The organism is Kitasatospora cystarginea, assembly GCF_039533515.1.
Lineage (GTDB): Bacteria > Actinomycetota > Actinomycetes > Streptomycetales > Streptomycetaceae > Kitasatospora > Kitasatospora cystarginea.
Genome location: NZ_BAAATR010000046.1, coordinates 27,651 through 49,806, shown reverse-complemented (window position 1 = coordinate 49,806; position 22,156 = coordinate 27,651). Strand labels below are relative to the sequence as shown.

The following is a 22,156-nucleotide window of genomic DNA, read 5'->3' as shown; positions in this document are numbered from 1 at the left end:
TTCGGGACCCATACCCTCGGTTGTGGCTCCATGGCCGTGGGGCACAGAGGTTGACGAGGGAGAGGGCCGGTACGACTGTGACCACCACCCATGAGTTCTGGCTGGCCGGCCGCCGGGCGTCCGGCGACGGGGACTTCGAGGTCCGGCATTCGTTTGACGGCAGCCTGGTCGGCAAGGTCAGCGTCCCCACCGACGCGCAGGTCGAGGAGGCCGTGGCCGCCGCCACCGCCGCCCTGCCGGTCTTCGCCGCGACCCCGGCGCACGTCCGTGCCGCCGCGTTGGACCACGTGTCCAAGCGCCTGGCCGAGCGCACCGAGGAGATCGCCCAGCTGATCACCGCCGAGAACGGCAAGCCGATCAAGTGGGCCCGTGGCGAGGTCGGCCGTGCCGTCTCGGTGTTCCGCTGGGCCGCCGAGGAGGCCCGCCGGACCAACGGCGAGACCATGCGGCTGGACACCGACCCGGGGGGTGTGGGCCGTTTCGCGCTGATCCGCCGCTTCCCGCGCGGTGTGGTGCTGGGTATCGCCCCGTTCAACTTCCCGCTGAACCTGGTCGCCCACAAGGTCGCCCCGGCGATCGCCGTCGGCGCCCCGATCATCCTCAAGCCGGCCCCGGCCACCCCGCTGTCCGCGCTGCTGCTGGGCGAGATCCTGGCCGAGACCGACCTGCCGGCGGGCTCCTGGAGCGTGCTGCCGGTGCCGAACGAGAAGATGCCCGCCCTGGTCCAGGACGAGCGGCTGCCGGTCATCTCGTTCACCGGCTCCGACAAGGTCGGCTACCAGATCATGGATTCGGTGCCGCGCAAGCACGTCACCCTGGAGCTCGGCGGCAACGCGGCCGCGGTCGTGCTGGCGGACTACTCCTCCGAGGCCGACCTGGACTGGGCGGCCACCCGGATCGCGATGTTCTCCAACTACCAGGGCGGCCAGTCCTGCATCTCGGTGCAGCGCGTGATCGCCGACGCCGCGGTCTACGACGCGCTGGTGGAGAAGGTCGTGGCCAAGGTCCAGGCCCAGGTGACCGGTGACCCGAAGGACGACGCCGTGGACGTCGGTCCGCTGGTGGACGAGAACGCCGCCAAGCGGGTCGAGTCCTGGGTCGAGGACGCCGTCGCCAAGGGCGCCAAGGTGCTCACCGGCGGCACGCGCGACGGAGCGGCCTACGCCCCGACCGTGCTGGCCGACCTGCCCGCCGACGCGATCCTGGCTCGCGCCGAGGTCTTCGGCCCGGTGCTCTCGCTGCACAAGGTGGACGGTGTGGACGAAGCCTTCGCCGCCGTCAACGACTCCGCGTTCGGCCTGCAGGCGGGTGTCTTCACCCACGACCTGCAGACCGCCTTCCGGGCCCAGCGCGAGCTGGAGGTGGGCGGCGTGATCATCGGCGACGCCCCGTCCTTCCGTGCCGACCAGATGCCGTACGGCGGGGTCAAGGACTCCGGTGTCGGCCGCGAGGGCATCAAGTACGCCATGGACGACTTCACCTACGAGAAGGTCATGGTCCTCACCGGCCTGGACCTCTGAGAAGTCCTGCGGACAGCCCGTCACCGCGGTGCGGTGGCGGGCTGTCCCACTGTCCGGGCGGCCCGTCGGCCGGGCGCCCGCGGGACAGGACACAATGGACCGCATGAACTCGCTCGCTCACCCGCAGCTGCACTTCACCCCGGTCGTGAAGGACCCCTCCGGACCCCGGGAACTGGTGATCCTCGGCTCCACCGGCTCGATCGGCACCCAGGCGATCGACGTGGTGCTGCGCAACCCCGACCGGTTCAGGGTGGTCGCCCTCTCGGCAGCCGGCGGACGGGTGGAACTGCTCGCCGAGCAGGCGATGCGGCTCGGCGTGCACACCGTGGCCGTCGCCCGCGAGGACGCCGTGCCCGCGCTGCGCGAGGCGCTGGCGGCCAAGGCCCAGGGCCGCCCGCTGCCGCAGATCCTGGCCGGACCGGACGCGGCCACCGAGCTGGCGGCCGTCGAGTGCCACTCGGTGCTGAACGGGATCACCGGGTCGATCGGGCTGCGCCCCACCCTGGCCGCGCTGCGGGCCGGGCGGGTGCTGGTGCTGGCCAACAAGGAGTCGCTGATCGTCGGCGGGCCGCTGGTGAAGGCGCTGGCCAAGCCGGGCCAGATCGTGCCGGTGGACTCCGAGCACACCGCGATCTTCCAGGCGCTGGCCGGCGGCAGCCGGGCTGAGGTCCGCAAGCTGGTGGTCACCGCCAGCGGCGGCCCGTTCCGCGGCCGGACCCGGGAGCAGCTGGCCGCCGTCACCCCGAAGGACGCGCTGGCCCATCCGACCTGGGCGATGGGCCCGGTGATCACCATCAACTCGGCCACCCTGGTGAACAAGGGCCTTGAGGTGATCGAGGCGCACCTGCTGTACGACGTCCCGTTCGACCGGATCGAGGTCGTGGTCCATCCGCAGTCCATCGTGCACTCGATGGTGGAGTTCACGGACGGCTCAACGCTGGCCCAGGCCAGCCCGCCGGACATGCGGATGCCGATCTCGCTCGGCCTCGGCTGGCCGGACCGGGTGCCGGACGCCGCCCCCGGGTGCGACTGGACCAAGGCCGCCAGCTGGGAGTTCTTCCCGCTCGACAACGAGGCGTTCCCGGCGGTGGAGCTCGCCCGTGAGGTGGGTACGCTCGGCGGGACGGCTCCGGCCGTCTTCAACGCCGCCAACGAGGAGTGCGTCGAGGCCTTCCTGAACGGCCGCCTCGCCTTCACCGGGATCGTGGACACCGTGGCCAAGGTGGTCGCCGAGCACGGCACCCCGGCGCCGGGAACTTCCCTCACGGTCGAGGACGTCCTCCACGCGGAGGACTGGGCCCGCGCCCGGGCCACCGAGCTGGCGGCAGGCTGAACACCACGGACGGCGGGCGGAGCGGCATGACGGAGGACGGGCAGTGACAACAGCGGCGATGTGGGTGCTCGGCATTCTGCTCTTCCTGGTCGGACTACTCTTCTCGATCGCCTGGCACGAGCTGGGCCACCTATCCACAGCCAAGATCTTCGGCATCCGGGTGCCGCAGTACATGGTCGGCTTCGGGCGGACCGTCTGGTCGCGCCGCAAGGGTGAGACCGAGTACGGCATCAAGGCGATCCCGCTCGGCGGGTACATCCGCATGATCGGGATGTTCCCGCCGGGGCCGGACGGCCGGATAACCCAACGGAGCAGTTCCCCCTGGCGCTCGATGATCGAGGACGCCCGGGAGGCGTCCTACGAGGAGCTCCAGCCCGGTGACGAGGACCGGCTGTTCTACACCCGCAAGCCCTGGCAGCGGGTGATCGTGATGTTCGCCGGCCCGTTCATGAACCTGATCCTCTCGGTGGCGCTCTACCTGGCCCTGTTCATGGGCATCGGGATGCAGACGGCGGTGCCGACCATCAGCACCGTCAGCGAGTGCGTGGTCCCGGCCGGGGTGGCCACCGACACCTGCCCGAAGGACGCCCCGAAGTCCCCGGCCAACGCCGCCGGGCTCAGGCCGGGCGACACCGTGCTCGCCTTCGACGGTGACCGGATCAGCACCTACAAGCAGCTCCAGGCGGACATCCGCAAGTCGCCGGGCAAGACCGTGACCATCCTGGTCGAGCGCAAGGGCGAGCAGATCCCGCTCACCGCCACCCTCACCAGCAACGCGGTCAACCCGGTCGACAAGGATGGCCTCCCGGTCAAGGGCGCGCCCGTCAAGGCCGGGTTCCTCGGCTTCTCGCCGGCCACCGGCGTGGCGCACCTGAGCCTGGGCCAGAGCGTCGACCAGATGACCACCATGGCCAGGCACGGCATCTCCTCGCTGGCCGAACTGCCCGGCAAGATCCCGGGCCTGTGGCACGCCATCGTCGGCCACGACCCGCGCCCGGCGGACTCCCCGATGGGCATGGTCGGCGCCGCGCGGCTCGGCGGCGAGGTCTTCGCGATGAACATCCCGGCCACCCAGCAGCTCGCCTTCATGGTCCAGCTGCTCGCCGGGATCAACCTCTCGCTGTTCCTGTTCAACATGCTGCCGCTGCTCCCGCTGGACGGCGGCCACATCGCCGGTGCCCTCTGGGAGTCGCTGCGCCGCAAGGTCGCCGGGCTGTTCCGCCGGCCCGACCCGGGCCCGTTCGACGTGGCCAAGTTGATGCCGGCCGCGTACGTGGTGGCGGGAATCTTCATCTGCTTCACGGCGCTGGTGGCGGTGGCCGACGTCGTCAACCCCGTCAAGCTCAACTAGCCCCTGGCTGACCGGCCGAATGTGCCCGGGGCACGGGCCGTGGCGTACCTTGGTGGCCGGGTGTGCGGTTGTCGGCACACCCGGCCCGGCCGTTCGTGCGGTCGGCCGACCACATCTGACCCCTTGGGAACCCTGCGCACATGACCGCGATCTCGCTCGGTATTCCGTCCCTGCCGCTCAAGCCGCTCGCCAAGCGCCGGTACTCCCGGCAGATCATGGTCGGCAACGTCCCGGTCGGCGGCGACGCCCCGGTCTCGGTGCAGTCGATGACCACCACCGTCACCTCCGACATCAACGCGACGCTGCAGCAGATCGCGCAGCTGACCGCCTCGGGCTGCCAGATCGTCCGGGTCGCGGTGCCCTCGCAGGACGACGCCGACGCGCTGCCGATCATCGCCAAGAAGTCGCAGATCCCGGTGATCGCCGACATCCACTTCCAGCCGAAGTACGTCTTCGCGGCGATCGACGCCGGCTGTGCCGCGGTACGCGTCAACCCGGGCAACATCAAGGCCTTCGACGACAAGGTCGGCGAGATCGCCAAGGCCGCCAAGGACGCCGGGATCCCGATCCGGATCGGCGTCAACGCCGGTTCGCTGGACAAGCGCCTGCTGGAGAAGTACGGCCGGGCCACCCCCGAGGCGCTGGTCGAGTCCGCGCTCTGGGAGTGCTCGCTGTTCGAGGAGCACGACTTCCGCGACATCAAGATCTCGGTCAAGCACAACGACCCGGTCGTGATGATCAACGCCTACCGCCAGCTCGCCGCCGCCTGCGACTACCCGCTGCACCTCGGCGTCACCGAGGCGGGCCCGGCCTTCCAGGGCACCATCAAGTCGGCCGTCGCCTTCGGCGCGCTGCTGGCCGAGGGCATCGGCGACACCATCCGGGTCTCGCTCTCCGCCCCGCCCGCCGAGGAGATCAAGGTCGGCATCCAGATCCTGGAGTCGCTCGGCCTGCGCGAGCGCGGCCTGGAGATCGTCTCCTGCCCGTCCTGCGGCCGCGCCCAGGTGGACGTCTACAAGCTGGCCGAGGAGGTCACGGCCGGCCTGGAGGGCATGGAGGTGCCGCTGCGCGTCGCCGTCATGGGCTGCGTCGTCAACGGGCCGGGCGAGGCCCGCGAGGCCGACCTGGGTGTCGCCTCCGGCAACGGCAAGGGCCAGATCTTCGTCAAGGGCCAGGTCATCAAGACCGTCCCCGAGTCGAAGATCGTCGAAACGCTGATCGAGGAGGCCATGAAGCTGGCCGAGCAGATGCAGGCGGAGGGTGTCGAGAACGGTGCGCCCGTCGTGGTCGCCGGTGAGTGATCCGTTCTGACCGCCGCGGGGCCGTCCGGCCACGGACGGCCCCGCGGCATGCCCCTTCGGACCGGCCGGGCAGGGTGCCGGGACCGGGCGCCCCGGGCCGTGCCCGTGCGACCGAACCGGCCGGAGCGGGGCCGGGCGAGTTCGATTGGTGAGGTGCCTGTGCTCGATCGTGGTGTGATGCTCCCCGGGCCGTTCCAGGTCGCCCGAGCCCTTGCCGCCACCCGGATCCTGGACACCGCGGATCTCGACGCCGCCCTGGAGATCCTGCACCGCGACCCGGTGGCCAACGCGTTCGTCGCCACCCGGGTCGAGGCCGTCGGGCTCGACCCCTGGCGGCTCGGCGGTGAGATGTGGGGCTGGTACGACCAGGACGGCCAGCTGGAGTCGCTCTGCTACGCCGGGGCCAATCTGGTGCTGGTGAACGCGGGGCCGGAGGCCGTCCGGGCCTTCGCCGAGCGGGCCCGTCGTCAGGGCCGCCGCTGCTCCTCGATCGTCGGACCGGCCGAACCCACCGCCGCCCTCTGGGCGCTGCTGGAGCGCAGCTGGGGGACACCCCGCGAGGTCCGCGCCCACCAGCCGCTGCTCTCCACCACCGAGCCCGCCACCGAGGTGGCCCCCGATCCGCTGGTCCGCCGGGTCAGGAAGAACGAGATCGAGACCCTGATGCCCGCCTGCGTGGCGATGTTCACCGAAGAGGTGGGCATCTCCCCGCTGGCCGGCGACGGCGGTCTGCTCTACCAGGCCCGGGTCGCCGAACTGGTCGCCGGCGGGCGGTCGTTCGCCCGTTTCTCGGAGGACGGCGAGGTGGTCTTCAAGGCCGAGATCGGTGCCGTGACGGCCGGAGCCTGCCAGATCCAGGGGGTCTGGGTGGCGCCCGAGCACCGCGGGCGGCGGCTCTCCGAGACCGGCATGGCCGCCGTACTGGACTTCGCGCTGCGCGAGGTCGCGCCGGTGGTCTCGCTGTACGTCAACGACTTCAACGTCCGGGCGCGGGCGGCCTACCACCGGGTCGGCTTCCGCGAGGTCGGCGCCTTCATGAGCGTCCTGTTCTGAGCGAGTTCCGCTCGGGCCCCAGGTTTTCGGCCCGAGCAGGTCATCGGGTGGGGACGGTAGTAGTAACGTCCCGGTCGTGACTCCTCCCCGCCGGCCGAAGCCGCGGGCCTCAAGCGAGCCTGGCGGCCGGCCCCGGCCAAGCCCTGCCCGCTGCCGAAGGGCGGGGCCTGAGCGTTCGGGCCGGCCGCCTCGCTCCGCGGCGCCTCGCCAAGGATTCGATTCCCCCGCCGGCCGAAGCCGGTGGTCCCCTCGAAGGAAGGTCCGATGGAACAGCTCACCGAGGTGACGATCGAGGCCATCGACCTGGCCGCCTGGGCGCCGTACGCGCTGGACGTGCAGGCGGTCGCCTTCGGGCTGCGGCCCGAGGAGGTGGCGGTCCGGCTGCAGATCGTGGCGCGGCACGCCCAGCAGCCCGGGGTGATCGCGCTCGGCGCGCTCAGCGAGGGCCGGCTGGTCGGCTTCGGCTACGGCATGCCCAACCGGCGCGAGCACTGGTGGAGCACGGTGATCGAGCCCTACCTGGCCGCGCGCGGGCACGACGACTGGCTGGACGGCGTGTTCGCCGTGACCGAGCTGCACGTGCTGCCCGGGTTCCAGGGCCGCGGCATCGGCAGTTCGCTGATCCGCACCCTGTGCGAGCGCTCCGGGCTGCCACGCAGCATCCTCTCGGCGATCGACGCGGAGACCCCCGCCCGGCGGCTCTACCGCTCGCTCGGCTACCGGGACCTGGCCCGGCAGGTGCTCTTCCCGAACACCGCCCGCCCGTACGCGGTGATGGGCGCGTCGCTGCCGCTGCTGCCCCCCGGTCAGAGCCAGGAGGCGAACTCCAGGTAGAGCTCGGCGCTCGCGGTGTCGCCGTGCTCCAGGCTGCGCAGCCCGGCACCGACGGTGCGGAACAGGGTCCAGCCGCGCAACCGCTCGTGGTCCACCTCGACCGCGTCGGCGAGCTGGTGGAGGCGGCGGCGGGCGGCGGCGCGCGGGCCGGGGGAGCCGACCAGGGTGTCCATCCGGTCCTGGGCCAGCCAAGCGAGGTCCCAGGCGCGTTCGCCCACCAGTGGTTCGGGATTGACGGCCAGCCAGGGGGCCCGGTCGGCCGCCAGCACGTTGCCGTGGTGGAAATCGCCGTGCAGCAGCAGGTGTTCGGATTCGCCGGCCAGCAGTCCGGCGGCCGTCTCCAGGGCCTCGTCGACCAGCGGCCGGGTGTCCACGGCCACGGGCAGGTCCCGGCGGCGGCGCAGCTCCGCGGTCTGCTCGCCGGCCCGCTCGGCGACCGAGGAGAACGGGTTCCCCTCGGCCGGCGGCACCCACAACCGCTGGAGCAGGCTGGTGGCCTCCACCATCGCCTTGGCCTCCGCGAGCGAGCGGAGCGGGATGTCGCCGTGCAGCCGTTCCAGCAGCAGCACCCCGGCGGCCGGGTCGGCGTCCAGCAGCAGGACGGCGCTGCGGCCGGCCCAGTGGCGCAGGGCCGCGTGCTCGTACGCCGTGGCGGGGGTGACCGGCTGGGCCTTGAGGACGGCGAGCGAGTCGTCCGGACGGCGGACGTAGGCGATCAGGCTGAGGCGTCCGCCGGGGTCGGCGATCCGCTCCAGGGTGAGGTTCCAGCGGGCGGTGTGCTCGTGGACGGTCTCCGGGAGGGCGGACAGCCAGGCTTCGCCCGCGGCGCCGGCGGTGGCCAGGGCGGTCGCCGTCAGACGTTCGGGGATGGTGAACTGCCCTGGTACTGGCGACATGCTGGGCCTCTCGCTCGGGTGCTTCCCCGTGTGGTGACTGCCAGCCCATTGTCGGCCATCGGGTCGAAACAGCTGGTCAGGCGCAGCCGTCAAGGGGGCCGGGTAGCTCCTCGGAGGCATCTGCCGCGGCGCTCCGGCGGTGCGCGAGCCGCCCGCCGCGCCCCGGCGGTTGCCCTGGCGCCGCTACCCGGGCAGGCCCGGGAGGGCGGAGAGGTCGGCGCCCCAGTGGGTGGCGCGCAGGGCGGTGTCGCGCAGGGCGGTGGCGGCACGGTCGCGCAGCGGTCCGGTGGTGGCGGCGACGAGGTCGGCGTAGACGCCGGTGAGCTGGGTCTCGACGTGGGCGGCGAGCCGTCCGGCGGTGGCGGCGTCGGTCACCTGGAAGGGCAGGCGGTAGCCGGGGGCGGCGGCGGTCGGGGTCGCGCCGCCGGCGCCGAGCAGCCGCTGCCAGCCGTCGCGCTCGGCCTCGTGGACGGCGTACGTGGCGTAGGCGTCCTGGCGCTGCTCTCCGGCGGGCAGCCAGGCACCGACCACGCCGTACCCGTAGACGGCGGCGTGCTCGGCGGCCAGCGCGTTCTGCAGCGCGGCGGCGGAGGCGCCCGGCAGCGGTGCGGGGCTTTTGGAGACGGCCGGGCCGGACGCGGCGGCCCGGGCCGAGGACGAGGGGGCGGGTGCCGGGACGGTGATCGGGCCGGTATCGCCGAGCGCGGCCGCGTGCAGCGCGTCCGAGGCCGACACGGCGGCCAGCAGCTTGGCGAGGGCGGGTGAGGCGGTGTCCAGGTCCGCGAGCCGGGCGCCCGCGGCCTGCCGCTCGGCGGTGGCCAGGGCGGCCACCGAGTTCACCGCACTGCCGGTCGGCCGGGTGCTGGGCGGGACGGCCCCGCCGGCGGCGGAGCCGCTGCCGGAGGGGGTGCCGGCGGGGGAGGTGCTGCCGGCAGGGGAGGGGAGTCCTGAGGCCAGGGCGGTGCGGTGGGCGGCCAGGTCGGCGCGGAAGGTCCGCAGCCGGTCCGCCTGGGCGGCACCGGGGCCGGCCAGCACCGCGTCGTAGTCGGCGAGCAGGGTGTCGGTGGTGGCCACCGCCCGGGCCCGCAGCGGCAGGTCGGGGTCGGGCCGGGCCTCACGGGTGCCGCCGGTTCCGTCGGTGCCGCCGCCTCCCGTGCAGCCGCAGAGGACCAGGGCGCCGGTGAGTACGCCGAGGACCAGCAGGGTCCGCCGGTTGGAGGACGGCATCGTCGTGCTCCCGCGGGGTCAGGGGGTGTGGTGGCATGGGAGACGGCGCCCCCCGTGTCGTGAATCATTACAGAATCGACACGGCAGCCGGTCGTGATCACCGCGACGTCAATGTGATGTTGCTCGCAACCCGGTCGGGCAGCTGCCCGGCAACAGGGTGCACCTGGGGGGTCGCGCTGCTCGGCGGAATCGGCGGTTTCGGGGTTGACCGGCTAGGCTTCGCGTTGACTTAAGCACCTACCGACAACAGCAGACGCGGCCGAGGAGTCACCCGGATGAGCACCACCCCCACTGACCGGCTGCGCGCGTTGCTGGAGCCGCTGGCCGCCGAGGCCGGACTCGACCTCGAGGAAGTCAAGGTCGCCCAGGCGGGTAGCCGTCGCCAGGTGCAGATCGATGTGGACGCCGAGGGCGGTGTCGATCTCGACGCGATCGCCGAGTTCAGCCGGCTGGTGGGCCAGGCGCTGGACGACTCCGACGTGATGGGCGACGCCCCGTACCTGCTGGAGGTCGGCTCGCCGGGCGTCGAGCGCCCGCTCACCCTGCCGCGCCACTGGAGCCGGGCCGAGGGCCGGCTGGTCAAGGTCAAGCTGGCGGACGGCGGCGAGATCGTCGCCCGGGTGCTGTCGGCGGACGAGGACGGCGCACTGGTCGAGGTGCAGCCGGTCAAGGGCCGCGGCAAGGCCAAGGAGCGCCGGCTGGAGTACACCGAGGTCGCCAAGGCCCGGGTCCAGGTCGAGTTCAACCGCAAGGACGACGAGAAGCTCCTGGACGAGGCCGAGGACCTCGCGGCGGACGACACCGACGACGCCTCCGACGACTGACGCGCAGGCTGAACCATGTACGTGATGAAAGAAGAGGAGGCGTAGCCGTGGACATCGACATGAGCGCCCTGCGTGGGCTGGTTACCGAGAAGGGCGTTCCGTTCGACCTGCTGGTCGAGTCGATCGAGTCGGCCCTTCTCATCGCCTACCACCGCACCGAGGGCTCCCGCCGCCGGGCCCGGGTCGAGCTGAACCGCAAGACCGGCCACGTCACCGTGTGGGCCCTGGAGGACCCGTCGGAGCTGGAGGAGGGCGTCGAGCCCAAGGAGTTCGACGACACCCCGAGCGGCTTCGGCCGGATCGCCGCCTCCACCGCAAAGCAGGTCATCCTGCAGCGGCTGCGCGACGCCGCGGACGACCAGACCTTCGGTGAGTACGCGGGCAAGGAGGGCGACATCGTCACCGGTGTCGTCCAGCAGGGTAACGATCCGAAGAACATTCTGGTCGACATCGGCAAGCTGGAGGCCATCCTCCCGCCGCAGGAGCAGGTCCCGGGCGAGGACTACAAGCACGGCACCCGGCTGAAGTGCTACGTGGTGGCGGTCCGCCGAGGTGTCCGCGGTGCCTCGGTGACGCTCTCGCGCACCCACCCCAACCTGGTGAAGAAGCTCTTCGCCCTGGAGGTCCCGGAGATCGCCGACGGCAGCGTCGAGATCGCCGCGATCGCCCGCGAGGCCGGCCACCGCACCAAGATCGCGGTCTGGTCCCGCAAGCCGGGTCTGAACGCCAAGGGCGCCTGCATCGGTCCGATGGGGGGCCGGGTGCGCAACGTGATGTCCGAGCTGCACGGCGAGAAGATCGACATCGTCGACTGGTCGGAGGACCCGGCCGAGATGGTCGCCGCCGCGCTGTCCCCCGCCCGGGTGACGAAGGTGGAGATCGTCGACTACAACCAGCGCTCCGCCCGGGTGATCGTTCCCGACTACCAGCTGTCGCTGGCCATCGGGAAGGAAGGCCAGAACGCCCGCCTCGCGGCCCGTCTCACCGGCTGGCGGATCGACATCCGGCCGGACACCGAGGCTCCCGCCGGGGAATCTTCTGCCGAGTAGTGAACGTTATAGCTGCCCTGCTGTGATCGATGGGGCGGCGCCATGTCCCTTCGGAGGGGTAGACTTGAGCGCGTCTGGCCGGACGCATGTCCGTGCATGCCCTGAACGCACCTGCGTGGGCTGCCGCAAGCGAGCGGCCAAACACGAGCTGTTGCGTGTCGTGGCGATCGAGGGCGTGTGCGTCCCCGATCCGCGCGGCGCACTGCCGGGGCGGGGTGCGCATCTGCACCCCGACCTGGCCTGCCTCGACCTCGCGGTACGTCGACGGGCGTTCCCCAGGGCCTTCCGGCTCCAGGGCGTGCTCGACACCGATGCTCTGCGCGCGTACGTCGGCGAGCGGGCAGGCGAGACCTCGGCGCCCTGAGTTCTCAGGCGCGGCGAAGCACCACAGCAATGCGTAGTGCACGTAAGTACTCGTGCGCCGCGCGACACGTCAGGTACCTCGCGAGATGGAAGTAGGTCGAGATTGCGATGAGCACTCGATGAGTACGCGATGAGTACGCCCATGAAGTAGCGACAGTCCGGCGGACGATTACCCCGGACACGTAGACAGGAGCGAAGTGGCTAAGGTCCGGGTATACGAACTCGCCAAGGAGCTTGGCTTGGAGAGCAAGGCCGTCATGGCCAAGCTCACCGAGCTCGGTGAGTTCGTCCGTTCGGCGTCCTCGACGATCGAGGCGCCGGTCGTTCGTAAGTTGACTGACGCTTTGGGAGCGACGCCGCCTGCTGGTGGTTCCGCCGCAAAGCCTGGCCCGCGCAAGCCCGCGGCGCCCCAGCCCGCCGGTGCCACCGGCGCGGCCGCACCCAAGCCGGGTGCCCCCACCCCTGGCCCGCGCCCCACGGCGACCCCGGGCCCCCGTCCGACTCCGGCCGCTGCGGCTCCCGCCGCCCCGGCCGCCCCCGCCGCGCCGCGTCCGGCCGCGCCGACCCCGGGCCCGCGCCCGGCCGCGCGTCCCGCCGCGCCGGCTCCGGCCGCTCCGGCGGCCGAGTTCTCCTCCCCGGCCCCGGCCGGTGAGGCTCCGGCTCGTCCGGCCACCCCGGGCCCGCGCCCGACCTCGGCGACCTCGGCCCGTCCGGGCCCGCGTCCGGCCGGTCCGCGTCCGGGCAACAACCCCTTCACTTCGGGCGGCGCCACCGGCATGGCCCGTCCCGGCGACCGCCGTCCCGGCGCCGGCCAGGGTGAGCGTCCGCGTCCGGGCGCCGGTGCTCCCGGCCAGGGTGAGCGTCCGCGTCCGGGTGGCGACCGTCCGCGTCCCGCTGCCGGTCCCGGTGGCGCGCCGCGTCCTGGTGGCGACCGTCCGCGTCCGGGTGCCGGTCCCGGTGGTGCGCCGCGTCCGGGCGGTGACCGTCCGCGTCCCGCTGCCGGTCCCGGTGGCGCGCCGCGTCCGGGTGCCCCGGGTGCCGGTGCGCCCCGTCCCGACGGCATGCCCCGTCCGGCCGGCCCGCGTCCGGGTGCCCCGTCCCCGTCCGGCATGCCGCGCCCGAACCCGGGCATGATGCCGCAGCGTCCGACCCCCGGCCCGCGTCCGGGTCCGGGTGGCCGTGGTCCCGGTGGCCCCGGCGGCCGTCCGGGTGGTCCCGGTGGCGGCGGCGCCCGTCCGGGCTTCGCCGGCCGTCCGGCCGGTCCGGGCTCGCGTCCGGCCGGTGGCGGCTTCGGTGGCCCCCGTCCCGGCGGCGGTGCCCCGGGTGCCGGTGGCGGCGGCTTCGGCCCGCGTCCGGGTGGCTTCGGTGGCCGTCCGGGTGGTCCGGGTGCCCGTGGTGGCACGCAGGGTGCCTTCGGCCGCGGCCCCGGTGGCCGTCCGGCCCGTGGTCGCAAGTCGAAGCGGGCGAAGCGCCAGGAGTACGAGGCCATGCAGGCCCCGTCCGTCGGCGGTGTGATGCTGCCTCGCGGCAACGGCCAGACGGTCCGGCTGTCGCGCGGTGCCTCGCTGATGGACTTCGCGGAGAAGATCAACGCCAACCCGGCCGCGCTCGTCTCGGTGATGTTCAACCTCGGTGAGATGGTCACCGCCACCCAGTCGGTCTCCGACGCGACCCTCGAGCTGCTGGCCGGCGAGATGGGCTTCGTTCTGGAGATCGTCAGCCGGGACGACGAGGACCGCGAGCTGCTGGAGTCCTTCGACATCGACTTCGGTGCCGACGAGGGCGGCGAGGCCGCGCTGGCTCCGCGTCCGCCGGTCGTGACCGTCATGGGTCACGTCGACCACGGTAAGACCCGCCTGCTGGACGCCATCCGCAAGTCCAACGTGGTGGCCGGCGAGGCCGGTGGCATCACCCAGCACATCGGCGCCTACCAGGTCACCACCTCGGTGAACGGCGAAGACCGTCCGATCACCTTCCTGGACACCCCGGGTCACGAGGCGTTCTCCGCCATGCGTGCCCGTGGTGCCAAGTCCACCGACATCGCGATCCTGGTGGTCGCGGCCAACGACGGTGTCATGCCGCAGACGGTCGAGGCGCTGAACCACGCCAAGGCCGCGGGTGTGCCGATCGTGGTCGCCGTCAACAAGATCGACGTCGAGGGCGCCGACCCGACCAAGGTCCGCGGCCAGCTGACCGAGTTCGGCCTGGTGGCCGAGGAGTACGGCGGCGACACCATGTTCGTCGACATCTCCGCGCGCCAGGGGCTGCACATCGACCAGCTGCTGGAGGCCGTCGTCCTGACCGCGGACGCCTCGCTCGACCTGCGGGCCAACCCGGAGCAGGACGCGCAGGGCATCGCCATCGAGGCCCACCTGGACAAGGGCCGCGGCGCCATGGCGACCGTCCTGGTCCAGCGCGGTACCCTCCGCGTCGGTGACTCGATCGTCGTTGGCGACGCCTACGGCCGTGTCCGCGCCATGCTGGACGAGAACGGCAACAACGTCGAGGAGGCGGGTCCGTCCCGCCCGGTGCTGCTGCTCGGTCTGACCTCGGTGCCCCGCGCCGGCGACAGCTTCATCGTCGTCGAGGAGGACCGCACCGCTCGCCAGATCGCCGAGAAGCGTGCCGCCCGCGACCGCAACGCCGCCTTCGCGCAGCGTCGGGTCCGGATCTCGCTGGAGGACCTGGACAAGGCCATCGCGGCCGGCTCCATCGAGCAGCTCAACCTCATCATCAAGGGTGACGTCTCCGGTTCGGTCGAGGCCCTTGAGGACGCCCTGGTCAAGCTGGACGTGGGCGAGGAGGTCGAGCTCCGGGTGCTGCACCGCGGTGTCGGTGCCATCACCGAGTCCGACGTGGACCTGGCGATGGGCTCGGACGCCATCATCATCGGCTTCAACGTGCGGGCCGAGGGCCGTGCGCGTACCGCGGCCGAGCGCGAGGGCGTCGACGTCCGGTACTACTCGGTCATCTACCAGGCGATCGAGGAGATCGAGGCAGCGCTCAAGGGTCTGCTCAAGCCGGAGTACGAGGAGGTCCGCCTCGGCTCCGCGGAGATCCGCGAGGTGTTCCGTTCCTCCAAGTTCGGCAACATCGCCGGTGTGCTGGTCCGCGAGGGCCTGCTGCGCCGCAACGCCAAGGCCCGCCTCATCCGCGACGGCAAGGTCGTGGCGGAGAACCTCTCCATCGAGGGTCTGCGCCGCTTCAAGGACGACGCGACCGAGGTCCGCGAGGGCTTCGAGGCCGGTGTGACCCTGGGGTCGTTCAACGACATCAAGGTCGACGACGTCATCGAGACCTACGAGATGCGCGAGAAGCCGCGCTCGTAAGTGCCGGTTGCCGGGGCCGGTCGGCGGGATGGTTATCCCGTCGACCGGCCCCGGTCTCGCTGTGTAGGGTCCTCGTACGCCCCTGTTCAAGGGGGTCCTACGAGGCCTTCAGGTCGGCGAGACCTGCCTTACATGTTCGTGGGAACACTCACCTTCGACCTGCTCCTCGGCGACGTCCACTCGCTCAAGGAGAAGCGTTCGATCGTGCGGCCCATCGTGGCCGAGCTGCAGCGCAAGTACAGCGTGTGCGCAGCGGAAACCGGGAACCAGAATCTGCACCGCCGGGCCGAGATCGGCCTCGCGGTGGTGTCCGGCGACGCCGGGTACGTCACCGAGATACTGGACAGCTGTGAGCGGTTCGTCGCCGGCCGCCCCGAGGTGCAGCTGCTCTCCGCGAGGAGGCGCTACCACCACGACGACGATGAGTGAGAAGCCGGGTACGGCGGTGCTGAAGTCGCCACCGTCACACCCGCGAGGACCGACAGCGCCCACAAGGCTGGGCGCGGGCAGGTACGTTGGGGCGTGGGCCCCGCCGGGTGAAGCACTGACCCGGGTACCGAGCCCACCGTACGAGGAGGCAACGTGACCGACACCGCAAGGGCGCGCAAGCTCGCCGACCGCATTCAGGTGGTGGTGGCCGAGACCCTGCAACGACGGATCAAGGATCCGCGCCTTGGCTACGTGACCATCACGGACACCCGGGTCACCGGAGACCTGCGCGAGGCCACCGTCTTCTACACGGTCTACGGCGACGAGACCGAGCGCGAGGCGACCGCGGCGGCTCTGGAGAGCGCCAAGGGCGTGCTCCGCTCCGAGGTCGGCAAGCAGACCGGGGTGCGCTTCACGCCGTCTCTGACCTTCGTCGCGGACGCCCTGCCGGACACCGCCCGGACCATCGACGAGCTGCTGGACAAGGCGCGGGTCTCCGACGCCGCCGTCCGCACGGCCGCCGCCGGGGCGAAGTACGCCGGAGACGCGGACCCCTACCGGGCACCGGGCTCCAAGCGCGACGACGAGGACGAGTAGCCGTGACCGCCGAGCCGGTTCCGGCCGGCCTGGGGGCATCTTCCACCAACACGGTGGAGGGTGCCCTCGCGGTGCTTCCGGGGCCTCGCACTGAGTCACCGGGCGGATCCGCCCGGTCCGTGGCGCTTTCCGCGCCGGTGGCGGGCCCGGCCGAGTCGGAGTGGCAGCGGGTGGTCGAGGCGGTCCGGCGGGCCGGGACGATCGACCTGATCTGCCACATCAGCCCCGACGGGGACGCGCTCGGCTCCGCACTGGCCGCCGGGATCGCGTTGCGCAGGCTCGGCCACCGGGTGCGGGTCTCCTTCGGCGACGACCCCCAGGTGATCCCCGAGTCGCTGGCCTTCCTGCCCGGCCAGGAGCTGATCGTCCCGGCCGCCGAGGTGCCGGACGTCCCGGAACTGGTGGTCTGCCTGGACGTCGCGGCCGAGAGCCGACTCGGCCTGCTGCACGGCAAGGCCTTCGCGGCCCCCGTGCTGATAGTGCTCGACCACCACGCCTCCAACCCCGGCTTCGGCACCCACCGCCTGATCGACCCGAAGGCCCCGGCCACCGCCGTCCTGGTCGACGAACTGCTGCGCCGCCTGGACGTGCCGCTCGACCAGGAACTCGCCACCTGCCTCTACACCGGGATCGCCACCGACACCGGGTCATTCCGGTACCGGGCGACCACCCCGGCGACCCACGAACTCGCCGGGCGGCTGCTGGCCACCGGCATCCGGCACGACCTGATCTCCCGCACCCTGTGGGACACCTCCTCCTTCGGCTATCTCAAGGTGCTCGCCGCCGCCCTCGACCGGGCCGTGTACGAGCCCGGGGCGGCGGGCGGGCTCGGGCTGGTGTGGACCTGGGTGCCCTACCAGGACCTCGCGCTGTTCGGCGTGACCGTCGAGGAGATCGAGGGCCTGATCGACGTACTGCGCCGCCCCGCCGAGGCGGAGGTCGCCCTGGTGCTCAAGCAGGACCCGGACGGCACGCTGCGGGGTTCCTGCCGGGCCAAGGGCGCGATCGACGTATCCGCCGTCTGTGCCCGACTCGGCGGCGGCGGGCACCAGTTCGCGGCCGGGTTCGCGGCCCGCGACGAAGTGCCGGCGACCATCGCCCGGTTCCGGGCCGCGCTCGGCCCGAGCCGATCCCTGATTTCCGAACCTCCTACCGAGATCCGCACAGAGAAGAACTGATGAAGCGTAAGGGAACCGGCCCCGACGGCCTGGTCATTGTCGACAAGCCGGAGGGCCTCACCTCGCACGGGGTGGTCGCCAGGATGCGCCGGCTGGCCGGGACCAGGAAGGTCGGGCACGCGGGCACGCTGGACCCGATGGCCACCGGCGTCCTGGTGATCGGAGTGGAGCGGTCCACCCGGCTGCTCGGGCATCTGATGCTCACCGCCAAGACCTACGAGGCGACCATCCGGCTCGGGCAGAACACCATCACCGACGACCGGGAGGGCGAGGTCACCTCCTCCGCCGACGCTTCGGGGATCGAGCGGGAGCGGATCGAGGCCGGGATCGCCAAGCTGACCGGCGAGATCATGCAGGTACCGTCCAAGGTCAGCGCCATCAAGATCGACGGCAAACGCTCCTACCACCGGGTGCGGGAGGGCGAGGACTTCGAGATCCCCGCCCGGGCGACGACGGTGCACTCCTTCACGGTGCACGACCAGCGGGCCGCGGTCGCGGAGGACGGCACGCCCGTGATCGACCTCGACGTCACCGTCGAGTGCTCCTCCGGCACCTACATCCGGGCCCTGGCCCGCGACCTCGGCGCTGACCTCGGGGTGGGCGGCCACCTCACCGCGCTGCGCCGCACCAAGGTCGGCCCGTACGGGCTGGAGTCCGCGCACACCCTGGAGCAGTTGGAGGAGAAGCTCGAGGTGCTGCCGATCGCCGATGCGGCGGCCGCGGCCTTCCCGCGCTGGGACATCGACGCCGAGCAGGCCAGGCTGCTCTCCAACGGCATGAAGCTGAAAGCCCCGGGGCTGGGTGTGGACGGGCCGATCGCCGTCTTCGACCCGGAGGGCCGCTTCCTCGCGCTGGTGGAGGAGCGGGGCGCCAGCGCCCGCCCGGTGGCCGTCTTCGTCGGCTGACGACCGGCCGGAGCAGATCCCCGGGGGTGGTGGGCGACCGCGCGGCCGTGCTGCCGTGGTCATGCCCTGCGCGTGCCGAGGGCCTGTCCTCGCCTGCACCGCCTGAGGCGGCCGTTGCGTCTGTTGCGTCCCGTGCTGACGGGAAACCCGGGACCGGGGGATCTCACCCGGACAGGCGGGCGCGCGAGGTGAAAGCTCGGCGTGCAGGGTGTGGCTGCGGTGCTCCGCCCGCCCCCGGGGGCAGGCTCCCGGCGGGTGTGTACGGCGGCTGCGGCGGGCCTCCCCGCTGAGCGGGACCCGTTCGCGGCCCTGCGGGGGAGGGCGGGCTGATGGCCGCTGGTCGGTGGTCTGTTACGGCGGACGGATGGTCCTGGGCGGCAATCGACCCGGGACGGGCACTGCTGCGGATCTGCGGTCCGGACGGCCGGTTGCGGGGCCTGGGCTTCGCCGCGGACCTGGACGGCACCGTGGTCACCGCGCACGAGACGGTGGCCGGGCTGGACCGGCTGGTCCTGCACACCGAGGGCGGGCAGGCGCGGGTGCTCGGCGCCGACTGCATCGAACCGCTCGCACGGCACGGCCTCGCGCTGGTGCGGACGGAGGCGGTCGGCGGCCTGCCGGTGCCGCCGCTGCCGATCGGCGGCCCGGGCAGGGGCGGGGAACCGGTCGCGGTGCCGTCCTTCGGCAGCGGCGGCAGGGCGGCGTCGGCGCAGGGGGGAGTGCTCGGGGCGGGCACCGCGATGTACCCCTGGCACGACGAGTTCCATCTGATCGCCGGTGCGCTGTGGCTGGACCTGACGGCGGCGGTGCCGGCCGGTGCACCCGTGGTGGACGCCGGGACCGGGGCCGTGCTCGGGGTCGTCGTCCCGTCGCTGCCGGCCGGGCAGACGGGCGGGGTGGTGGCCGTACCGTTGGTGACCGGCGGGGACGCCGCTGCGGCCGGTGCGCTGGCCGAGCTGGTGGCGCGGAACGCCGTCACCGTCCCCGCGCACGGGCGGGCGCTCAATCCGGCCGGGGTCCTGCAACTGGCCTCCGCCCAGCTGGGGTCGGCCGTCGCCGGTCCTGGACGGATCGCCGACCTGGCCGCCGACCGGGTGGACCGGCCGGACGGTCTCACCGGCGAGGAGCCGCAGGGCCCGTTCACCGCGCTGGTCGGCGCCCCCGGCAGCGGGCGTACCACCGAGCTGGCCGCGCTGGCGGTCCGCCGGGCCGGCGGGCGCCACCCGCTGCCCACGCTATGGCTGCGCGGTGCCGAACTGCGCGCCGGGGACGGATCGTTGGCGGACCCGGTGGGCCGGGCCCTGGCGCGCTCGGCCGGGCTGCTCGGAGTCGACGCCCCCGAGCCCGGGCAGGCCGCGCGGCTCTGCGCCGAGGCCGGGAGACCCCTGCTCGTCGTGCTGGACGCGCCGGAGGAGGCGCCCGCGGCAGCCGGTGCGGCCTGGCTGCGGGCGACCTCGCAGTGGTTGCGCGCGGCGTCCGCGAGCCTGTTGATCGCCTGCCGCCCGGAGAAGTGGGCCGAGTGGGAGCGTACGGACGGTACGGGAGTCGAAGCGGCCCTGGTGCACGGGCTCGGCCCGCTGCCGCAGGAGGCCGCCGAGCGAGCCGCGCGCCGGTACGGGCTGGCGCTCCGGCCGCCGGGGCCGCCGAAGACCGCGGACGGCGGTCAAGGCGGGGTTCAAGTCACCGGAAACGAACGACTGTTGGCGGCAGCGGAGGCGACGCACCCGCTGGCCCTGCGGATCGCCGGAGAGCTGCGGGCGGCGGGCGTGCGCTGGCACGGCACACCACCCCGGCGCGGCGAACTCTTCGAGGGGTACCTCGACTTGCTCTGCCTGCGGATCGCCGACCGGCTGGCCGACGGCGCCAAGACGCGGCGGCCCGGCGCGCACCGCAGGGGCGGGCCGCGGTCGGGAGCGGCCGAACCCGGCCGGGTACGGCGGCTGGCCGCCGTGGTCGCCGGGCGGGTGCACGAGGCGGCCCGGCAGATGCTCGGCTCGGGCCACGGCGGGCTGTCGGCGGACGCGTTCGAGCTGCTGTTCCCGACCGTCGGGGGCTGGGCCCCGGCGGTGCTCGGCGAGCGGCTCTTCGTCGCGGTCGGGGACGGATACCGGCCCGCGTACGAGGAGTTCGGCGAGTGGCTGCAGGGGCAGCACCTGGACCTGGACGGCGCGCTGCGGCTGCTGCTGGCGGAGGACGGCACCGATGGGCCCGAGCAGCCGCCGGCCGCCGGAGAACCGGAACGCGGCCGGGCCTCCGTCGCCCGCGCAGCGGGAGCGCCGGGAGGAACAGCGCACCGGGTGCCGAGACACCGTGCCGGGCCCGTGGTGGTCGCGCTGGCCCGGACCGGCACCACCTGGGGCGCCGAGGCGCTGGACGGCTGGCTGTGCCGGCTGTGGCGGGCGCTGGAGCTCGCACCGGCCGGCAGCGAGCACGCCTGGTGGGCCGGGCACCTGCTCTCCGCCGCCCTGCGGTCCGGCACCGACCTCGGGGTTCACCGGCCCCTGCTGGCGCAGCTCGCCGAACGCGGGGAGCAGACCGGTGCGTTCGGGCCGGCCTTCTGGGCCGCCTTGCCGCTGGCTCCCGCGGACCGGCTGGACCTGCTCCGCGCTCTGGTCCGGGCCGACGACGCCACCCAGGCCTTCCGGGCCGCGACGGCCGAGCTGCTGGCCGCCGAACCGCACACGGCGATCGGGCTGCTGTGCCGCTGGTTCGAGGACGACCGCCGTCTCAGGTCGCACTCCGGGAGCACCGTCGCCGACCTCGCCCACGACCTGCTGCACGCCCACCGGAAGCTCGCGCTGGACGATCTCACCGAGTGCCTGGTGGAGACCGCCCACCCCCGCGCCGACGCCCTGCTCTCACTGCTCGCGGCGGACGAACCCTCCGCGCTCTGCCGTGCCGTCGACCGCTGGAGCCACGACCCCCGTCCCGAGCGGCACGTGGCCGCCGCGGTGCACGCGCTGCGCACCGCGCCGTACGCGACCGGCTCCGGCCTGGAACTGCTGCGCTTCACCGCGACCGCGCTGCTCGCCCGGGAGGACGAACCCGCGCTGCACGGTGCGGCGTTGGCGTTGCTGGTGCGCGACGGGCAGAGCCGGGGGCGGTATCTGGCGGCGGCGATCGCGCGGTACCTGGCGGACGACCCGTTCGTCACGGCCGAGGTGCTGGCCCCCGCGCTGGCCCAGTGGCCGGAGCAGGTGCTGGCGGCGTTCCGGCAGCGCCTGGCGGCGCCCGGCGCGGCGATGGCCGAAGCGCTGCGGGTGCTCGCCGAGGTGCCCGATCCGGCGGTGGCCCGCCGAGGTCTCGGTCTGGCCGCCGAGCTGCTGCGCGAGCACCCCGAGCGGGTCGGGCAGATCGCCGACTACCTGGACCGGCTGCTCGCAGGGCCCCCGGAGCCCCCGAACGGGGAGGCGTCCCGGACCTCGGGGCCGGCCGCGACCCTTCGGCCCTGTGTCGAGCCGCTGGAGGTGCTGCGGGCGCTGGGGCTCACCGCGCGGCCGGCACCGGTGCGGCGGGTCCTGGCGGTACGGCTGGCGGCGCCGGGCCTGCCCGCACGCGGGCCGGTGCTGGACGCGCTGTTGGCGGGCGAGGGCGATGAGGGCGTCCTGACGGCGGTGCTGAACTCGCTGGCCGAGCGTTGCGCGGAGCACGAGCCCGAGCGGGTGCGGGAGTTGGTCCGCACGATCGCGGCGCGGACGGCTCGGGCCGATGCCGGGCTGGTCCGCTGCGCCGGCCGCTCGGCGTCCTTCGCGCGGCTGCTGGCCGAGTGGCCGGCCGCCGGGAGGCCGCCGGCCGGCGGGCCGCTGCTGGCCCGGATGCGGGGCCTGGTGGCCGCCGGGAGGGACCCGCAGTACGCCGCCGCGGAGGCCGAACGCGGTGTCCCGCGCCCACCGTCGCGCGCAGGAGGCCTTCCGGTGCCGAAGCCGACTCGGGCGCATGGCACGCTATAGGGGTTCAGGTTGGAACA

At 73.3% G+C, this 22,156-nt stretch carries 17 protein-coding genes; 15 read left to right on the top strand and 2 right to left on the bottom strand.

Translation table 11 applies throughout. The features are described 5' to 3' along the window. Window positions 1-77: 77 nt before the first annotated feature. The 6 genes from ABD369_RS34065 to ABD369_RS34040 all read left to right on the top strand — a co-directional run bounded on the left by ABD369_RS34065 (window position 78) and on the right by ABD369_RS34040 (window position 7,392). Window positions 78-1,520 (top strand): aldehyde dehydrogenase family protein, encoded by a 1,443-nt coding sequence (locus ABD369_RS34065; RefSeq protein ID WP_344640494.1) that lies wholly within the window; start codon window positions 78-80, stop codon window positions 1,518-1,520. A 103-nt stretch (window positions 1,521-1,623) separates the two neighbouring features. Further along, on the top strand, window positions 1,624-2,853 hold the full coding sequence (dxr, locus tag ABD369_RS34060) for a 1-deoxy-D-xylulose-5-phosphate reductoisomerase (protein ID WP_344640493.1): 1,230 nt from the start codon (window positions 1,624-1,626) through the stop codon (window positions 2,851-2,853). Window positions 2,854-2,911: 58 nt separating this feature from the next. Further along, a complete protein-coding gene (locus tag ABD369_RS34055; RefSeq protein ID WP_344640510.1) occupies window positions 2,912-4,204 on the top strand; it encodes a M50 family metallopeptidase in 1,293 nt (430 codons plus the stop codon). Between the two features lie 140 nt (window positions 4,205-4,344). Next, window positions 4,345-5,505 (top strand): flavodoxin-dependent (E)-4-hydroxy-3-methylbut-2-enyl-diphosphate synthase, encoded by a 1,161-nt coding sequence (ispG, locus tag ABD369_RS34050; protein WP_344640492.1) that lies wholly within the window; start codon window positions 4,345-4,347, stop codon window positions 5,503-5,505. A 177-nt stretch (window positions 5,506-5,682) separates the two neighbouring features. Next, complete coding sequence (locus ABD369_RS34045; RefSeq protein ID WP_344640509.1) at window positions 5,683-6,558, top strand: GNAT family N-acetyltransferase; 876 nt, start codon at window positions 5,683-5,685, stop codon at window positions 6,556-6,558. Window positions 6,559-6,822: 264 nt separating this feature from the next. Next, entirely contained in the window at window positions 6,823-7,392 is a 570-nt protein-coding gene (locus ABD369_RS34040) for a GNAT family N-acetyltransferase (protein ID WP_344640491.1), read from the top strand. Here ABD369_RS34040 and ABD369_RS34035 read toward each other — a convergent pair. Both ABD369_RS34035 and ABD369_RS34030 read right to left on the bottom strand, forming a co-directional pair. Then, complete coding sequence (locus ABD369_RS34035) at window positions 7,365-8,288, bottom strand: aminoglycoside phosphotransferase family protein (protein ID WP_344640490.1); 924 nt, start codon at window positions 8,286-8,288, stop codon at window positions 7,365-7,367. The genes ABD369_RS34040 and ABD369_RS34035 overlap by 28 nt on opposite strands. 183 nt (window positions 8,289-8,471) lie before the next feature. Then, window positions 8,472-9,515: a ferritin-like domain-containing protein gene (locus ABD369_RS34030; protein WP_344640489.1), complete on the bottom strand. Its 1,044-nt coding sequence runs from the start codon at window positions 9,513-9,515 to the stop codon at window positions 8,472-8,474. 275 nt (window positions 9,516-9,790) lie between these two features. On the opposite strand from ABD369_RS34030, the gene rimP reads away from it, so the two are divergent. The 9 genes from rimP to ABD369_RS33985 all read left to right on the top strand — a co-directional run bounded on the left by rimP (window position 9,791) and on the right by ABD369_RS33985 (window position 22,139). Next, window positions 9,791-10,339 (top strand): ribosome maturation factor RimP, encoded by a 549-nt coding sequence (gene rimP, locus ABD369_RS34025; RefSeq protein WP_344640488.1) that lies wholly within the window; start codon window positions 9,791-9,793, stop codon window positions 10,337-10,339. A gap of 47 nt (window positions 10,340-10,386) precedes the next feature. Next, window positions 10,387-11,388, top strand: coding sequence for a transcription termination factor NusA (gene nusA / locus ABD369_RS34020; protein ID WP_344640487.1), 1,002 nt, complete (start codon window positions 10,387-10,389; stop codon window positions 11,386-11,388). 64 nt (window positions 11,389-11,452) lie between these two features. Continuing rightward, window positions 11,453-11,752, top strand: coding sequence for a YlxR family protein (locus tag ABD369_RS34015; RefSeq protein WP_344640486.1), 300 nt, complete (start codon window positions 11,453-11,455; stop codon window positions 11,750-11,752). 196 nt (window positions 11,753-11,948) lie between these two features. Further along, window positions 11,949-15,080 carry a translation initiation factor IF-2 gene (gene infB, locus ABD369_RS34010; protein ID WP_344640485.1) on the top strand — a complete coding sequence of 1,044 codons (3,132 nt, stop codon included), beginning with the start codon at window positions 11,949-11,951 and terminating at the stop codon, window positions 15,078-15,080. 132 nt (window positions 15,081-15,212) lie between these two features. Continuing rightward, the gene (locus tag ABD369_RS34005) at window positions 15,213-15,509 is read left to right on the top strand and encodes a DUF503 domain-containing protein (RefSeq protein WP_344640484.1); all 297 of its coding nucleotides are present in this window, start codon (window positions 15,213-15,215) and stop codon (window positions 15,507-15,509) included. A 153-nt stretch (window positions 15,510-15,662) separates the two neighbouring features. Continuing rightward, window positions 15,663-16,106 carry a 30S ribosome-binding factor RbfA gene (gene rbfA, locus ABD369_RS34000; RefSeq protein WP_344640483.1) on the top strand — a complete coding sequence of 148 codons (444 nt, stop codon included), beginning with the start codon at window positions 15,663-15,665 and terminating at the stop codon, window positions 16,104-16,106. A 119-nt stretch (window positions 16,107-16,225) separates the two neighbouring features. Next, a complete protein-coding gene (locus ABD369_RS33995; protein ID WP_344640482.1) occupies window positions 16,226-17,284 on the top strand; it encodes a DHH family phosphoesterase in 1,059 nt (352 codons plus the stop codon). After that, window positions 17,284-18,189 (top strand): tRNA pseudouridine(55) synthase TruB, encoded by a 906-nt coding sequence (gene truB / locus ABD369_RS33990; protein WP_344640481.1) that lies wholly within the window; start codon window positions 17,284-17,286, stop codon window positions 18,187-18,189. The genes ABD369_RS33995 and truB overlap by 1 nt, the downstream gene beginning before the upstream one ends. A 329-nt stretch (window positions 18,190-18,518) precedes the next feature. Further along, a complete protein-coding gene (locus ABD369_RS33985) occupies window positions 18,519-22,139 on the top strand; it encodes a serine protease (protein ID WP_344640480.1) in 3,621 nt (1,206 codons plus the stop codon). The last annotated feature ends 17 nt before the right edge of the window (window positions 22,140-22,156 follow it).

Excerpts from the sequence above, each read along its gene's own strand:
- dxr (WP_344640493.1), top strand. The coding sequence starts at position 1,624 with ATGAACTCGCTCGCTCACCCGCAGCTGCACTTCACCCCGGTCGTGAAG.
- ABD369_RS34055 (WP_344640510.1), top strand. The coding sequence starts at position 2,912 with ATGTGGGTGCTCGGCATTCTGCTCTTCCTGGTCGGACTACTCTTCTCG.
- ispG (WP_344640492.1), top strand. The coding sequence starts at position 4,345 with ATGACCGCGATCTCGCTCGGTATTCCGTCCCTGCCGCTCAAGCCGCTC.
- ABD369_RS34045 (WP_344640509.1), top strand. The coding sequence starts at position 5,683 with ATGCTCCCCGGGCCGTTCCAGGTCGCCCGAGCCCTTGCCGCCACCCGG.
- ABD369_RS34040 (WP_344640491.1), top strand. The coding sequence starts at position 6,823 with ATGGAACAGCTCACCGAGGTGACGATCGAGGCCATCGACCTGGCCGCC.
- ABD369_RS34035 (WP_344640490.1), bottom strand. The coding sequence starts at position 8,288 with ATGTCGCCAGTACCAGGGCAGTTCACCATCCCCGAACGTCTGACGGCG.
- ABD369_RS34030 (WP_344640489.1), bottom strand. The coding sequence starts at position 9,515 with ATGCCGTCCTCCAACCGGCGGACCCTGCTGGTCCTCGGCGTACTCACC.
- rimP (WP_344640488.1), top strand. The coding sequence starts at position 9,791 with ATGAGCACCACCCCCACTGACCGGCTGCGCGCGTTGCTGGAGCCGCTG.
- ABD369_RS34005 (WP_344640484.1), top strand. The coding sequence starts at position 15,213 with ATGTTCGTGGGAACACTCACCTTCGACCTGCTCCTCGGCGACGTCCAC.
- truB (WP_344640481.1), top strand. The coding sequence starts at position 17,284 with ATGAAGCGTAAGGGAACCGGCCCCGACGGCCTGGTCATTGTCGACAAG.
- ABD369_RS33985 (WP_344640480.1), top strand. The coding sequence starts at position 18,519 with ATGGCCGCTGGTCGGTGGTCTGTTACGGCGGACGGATGGTCCTGGGCG.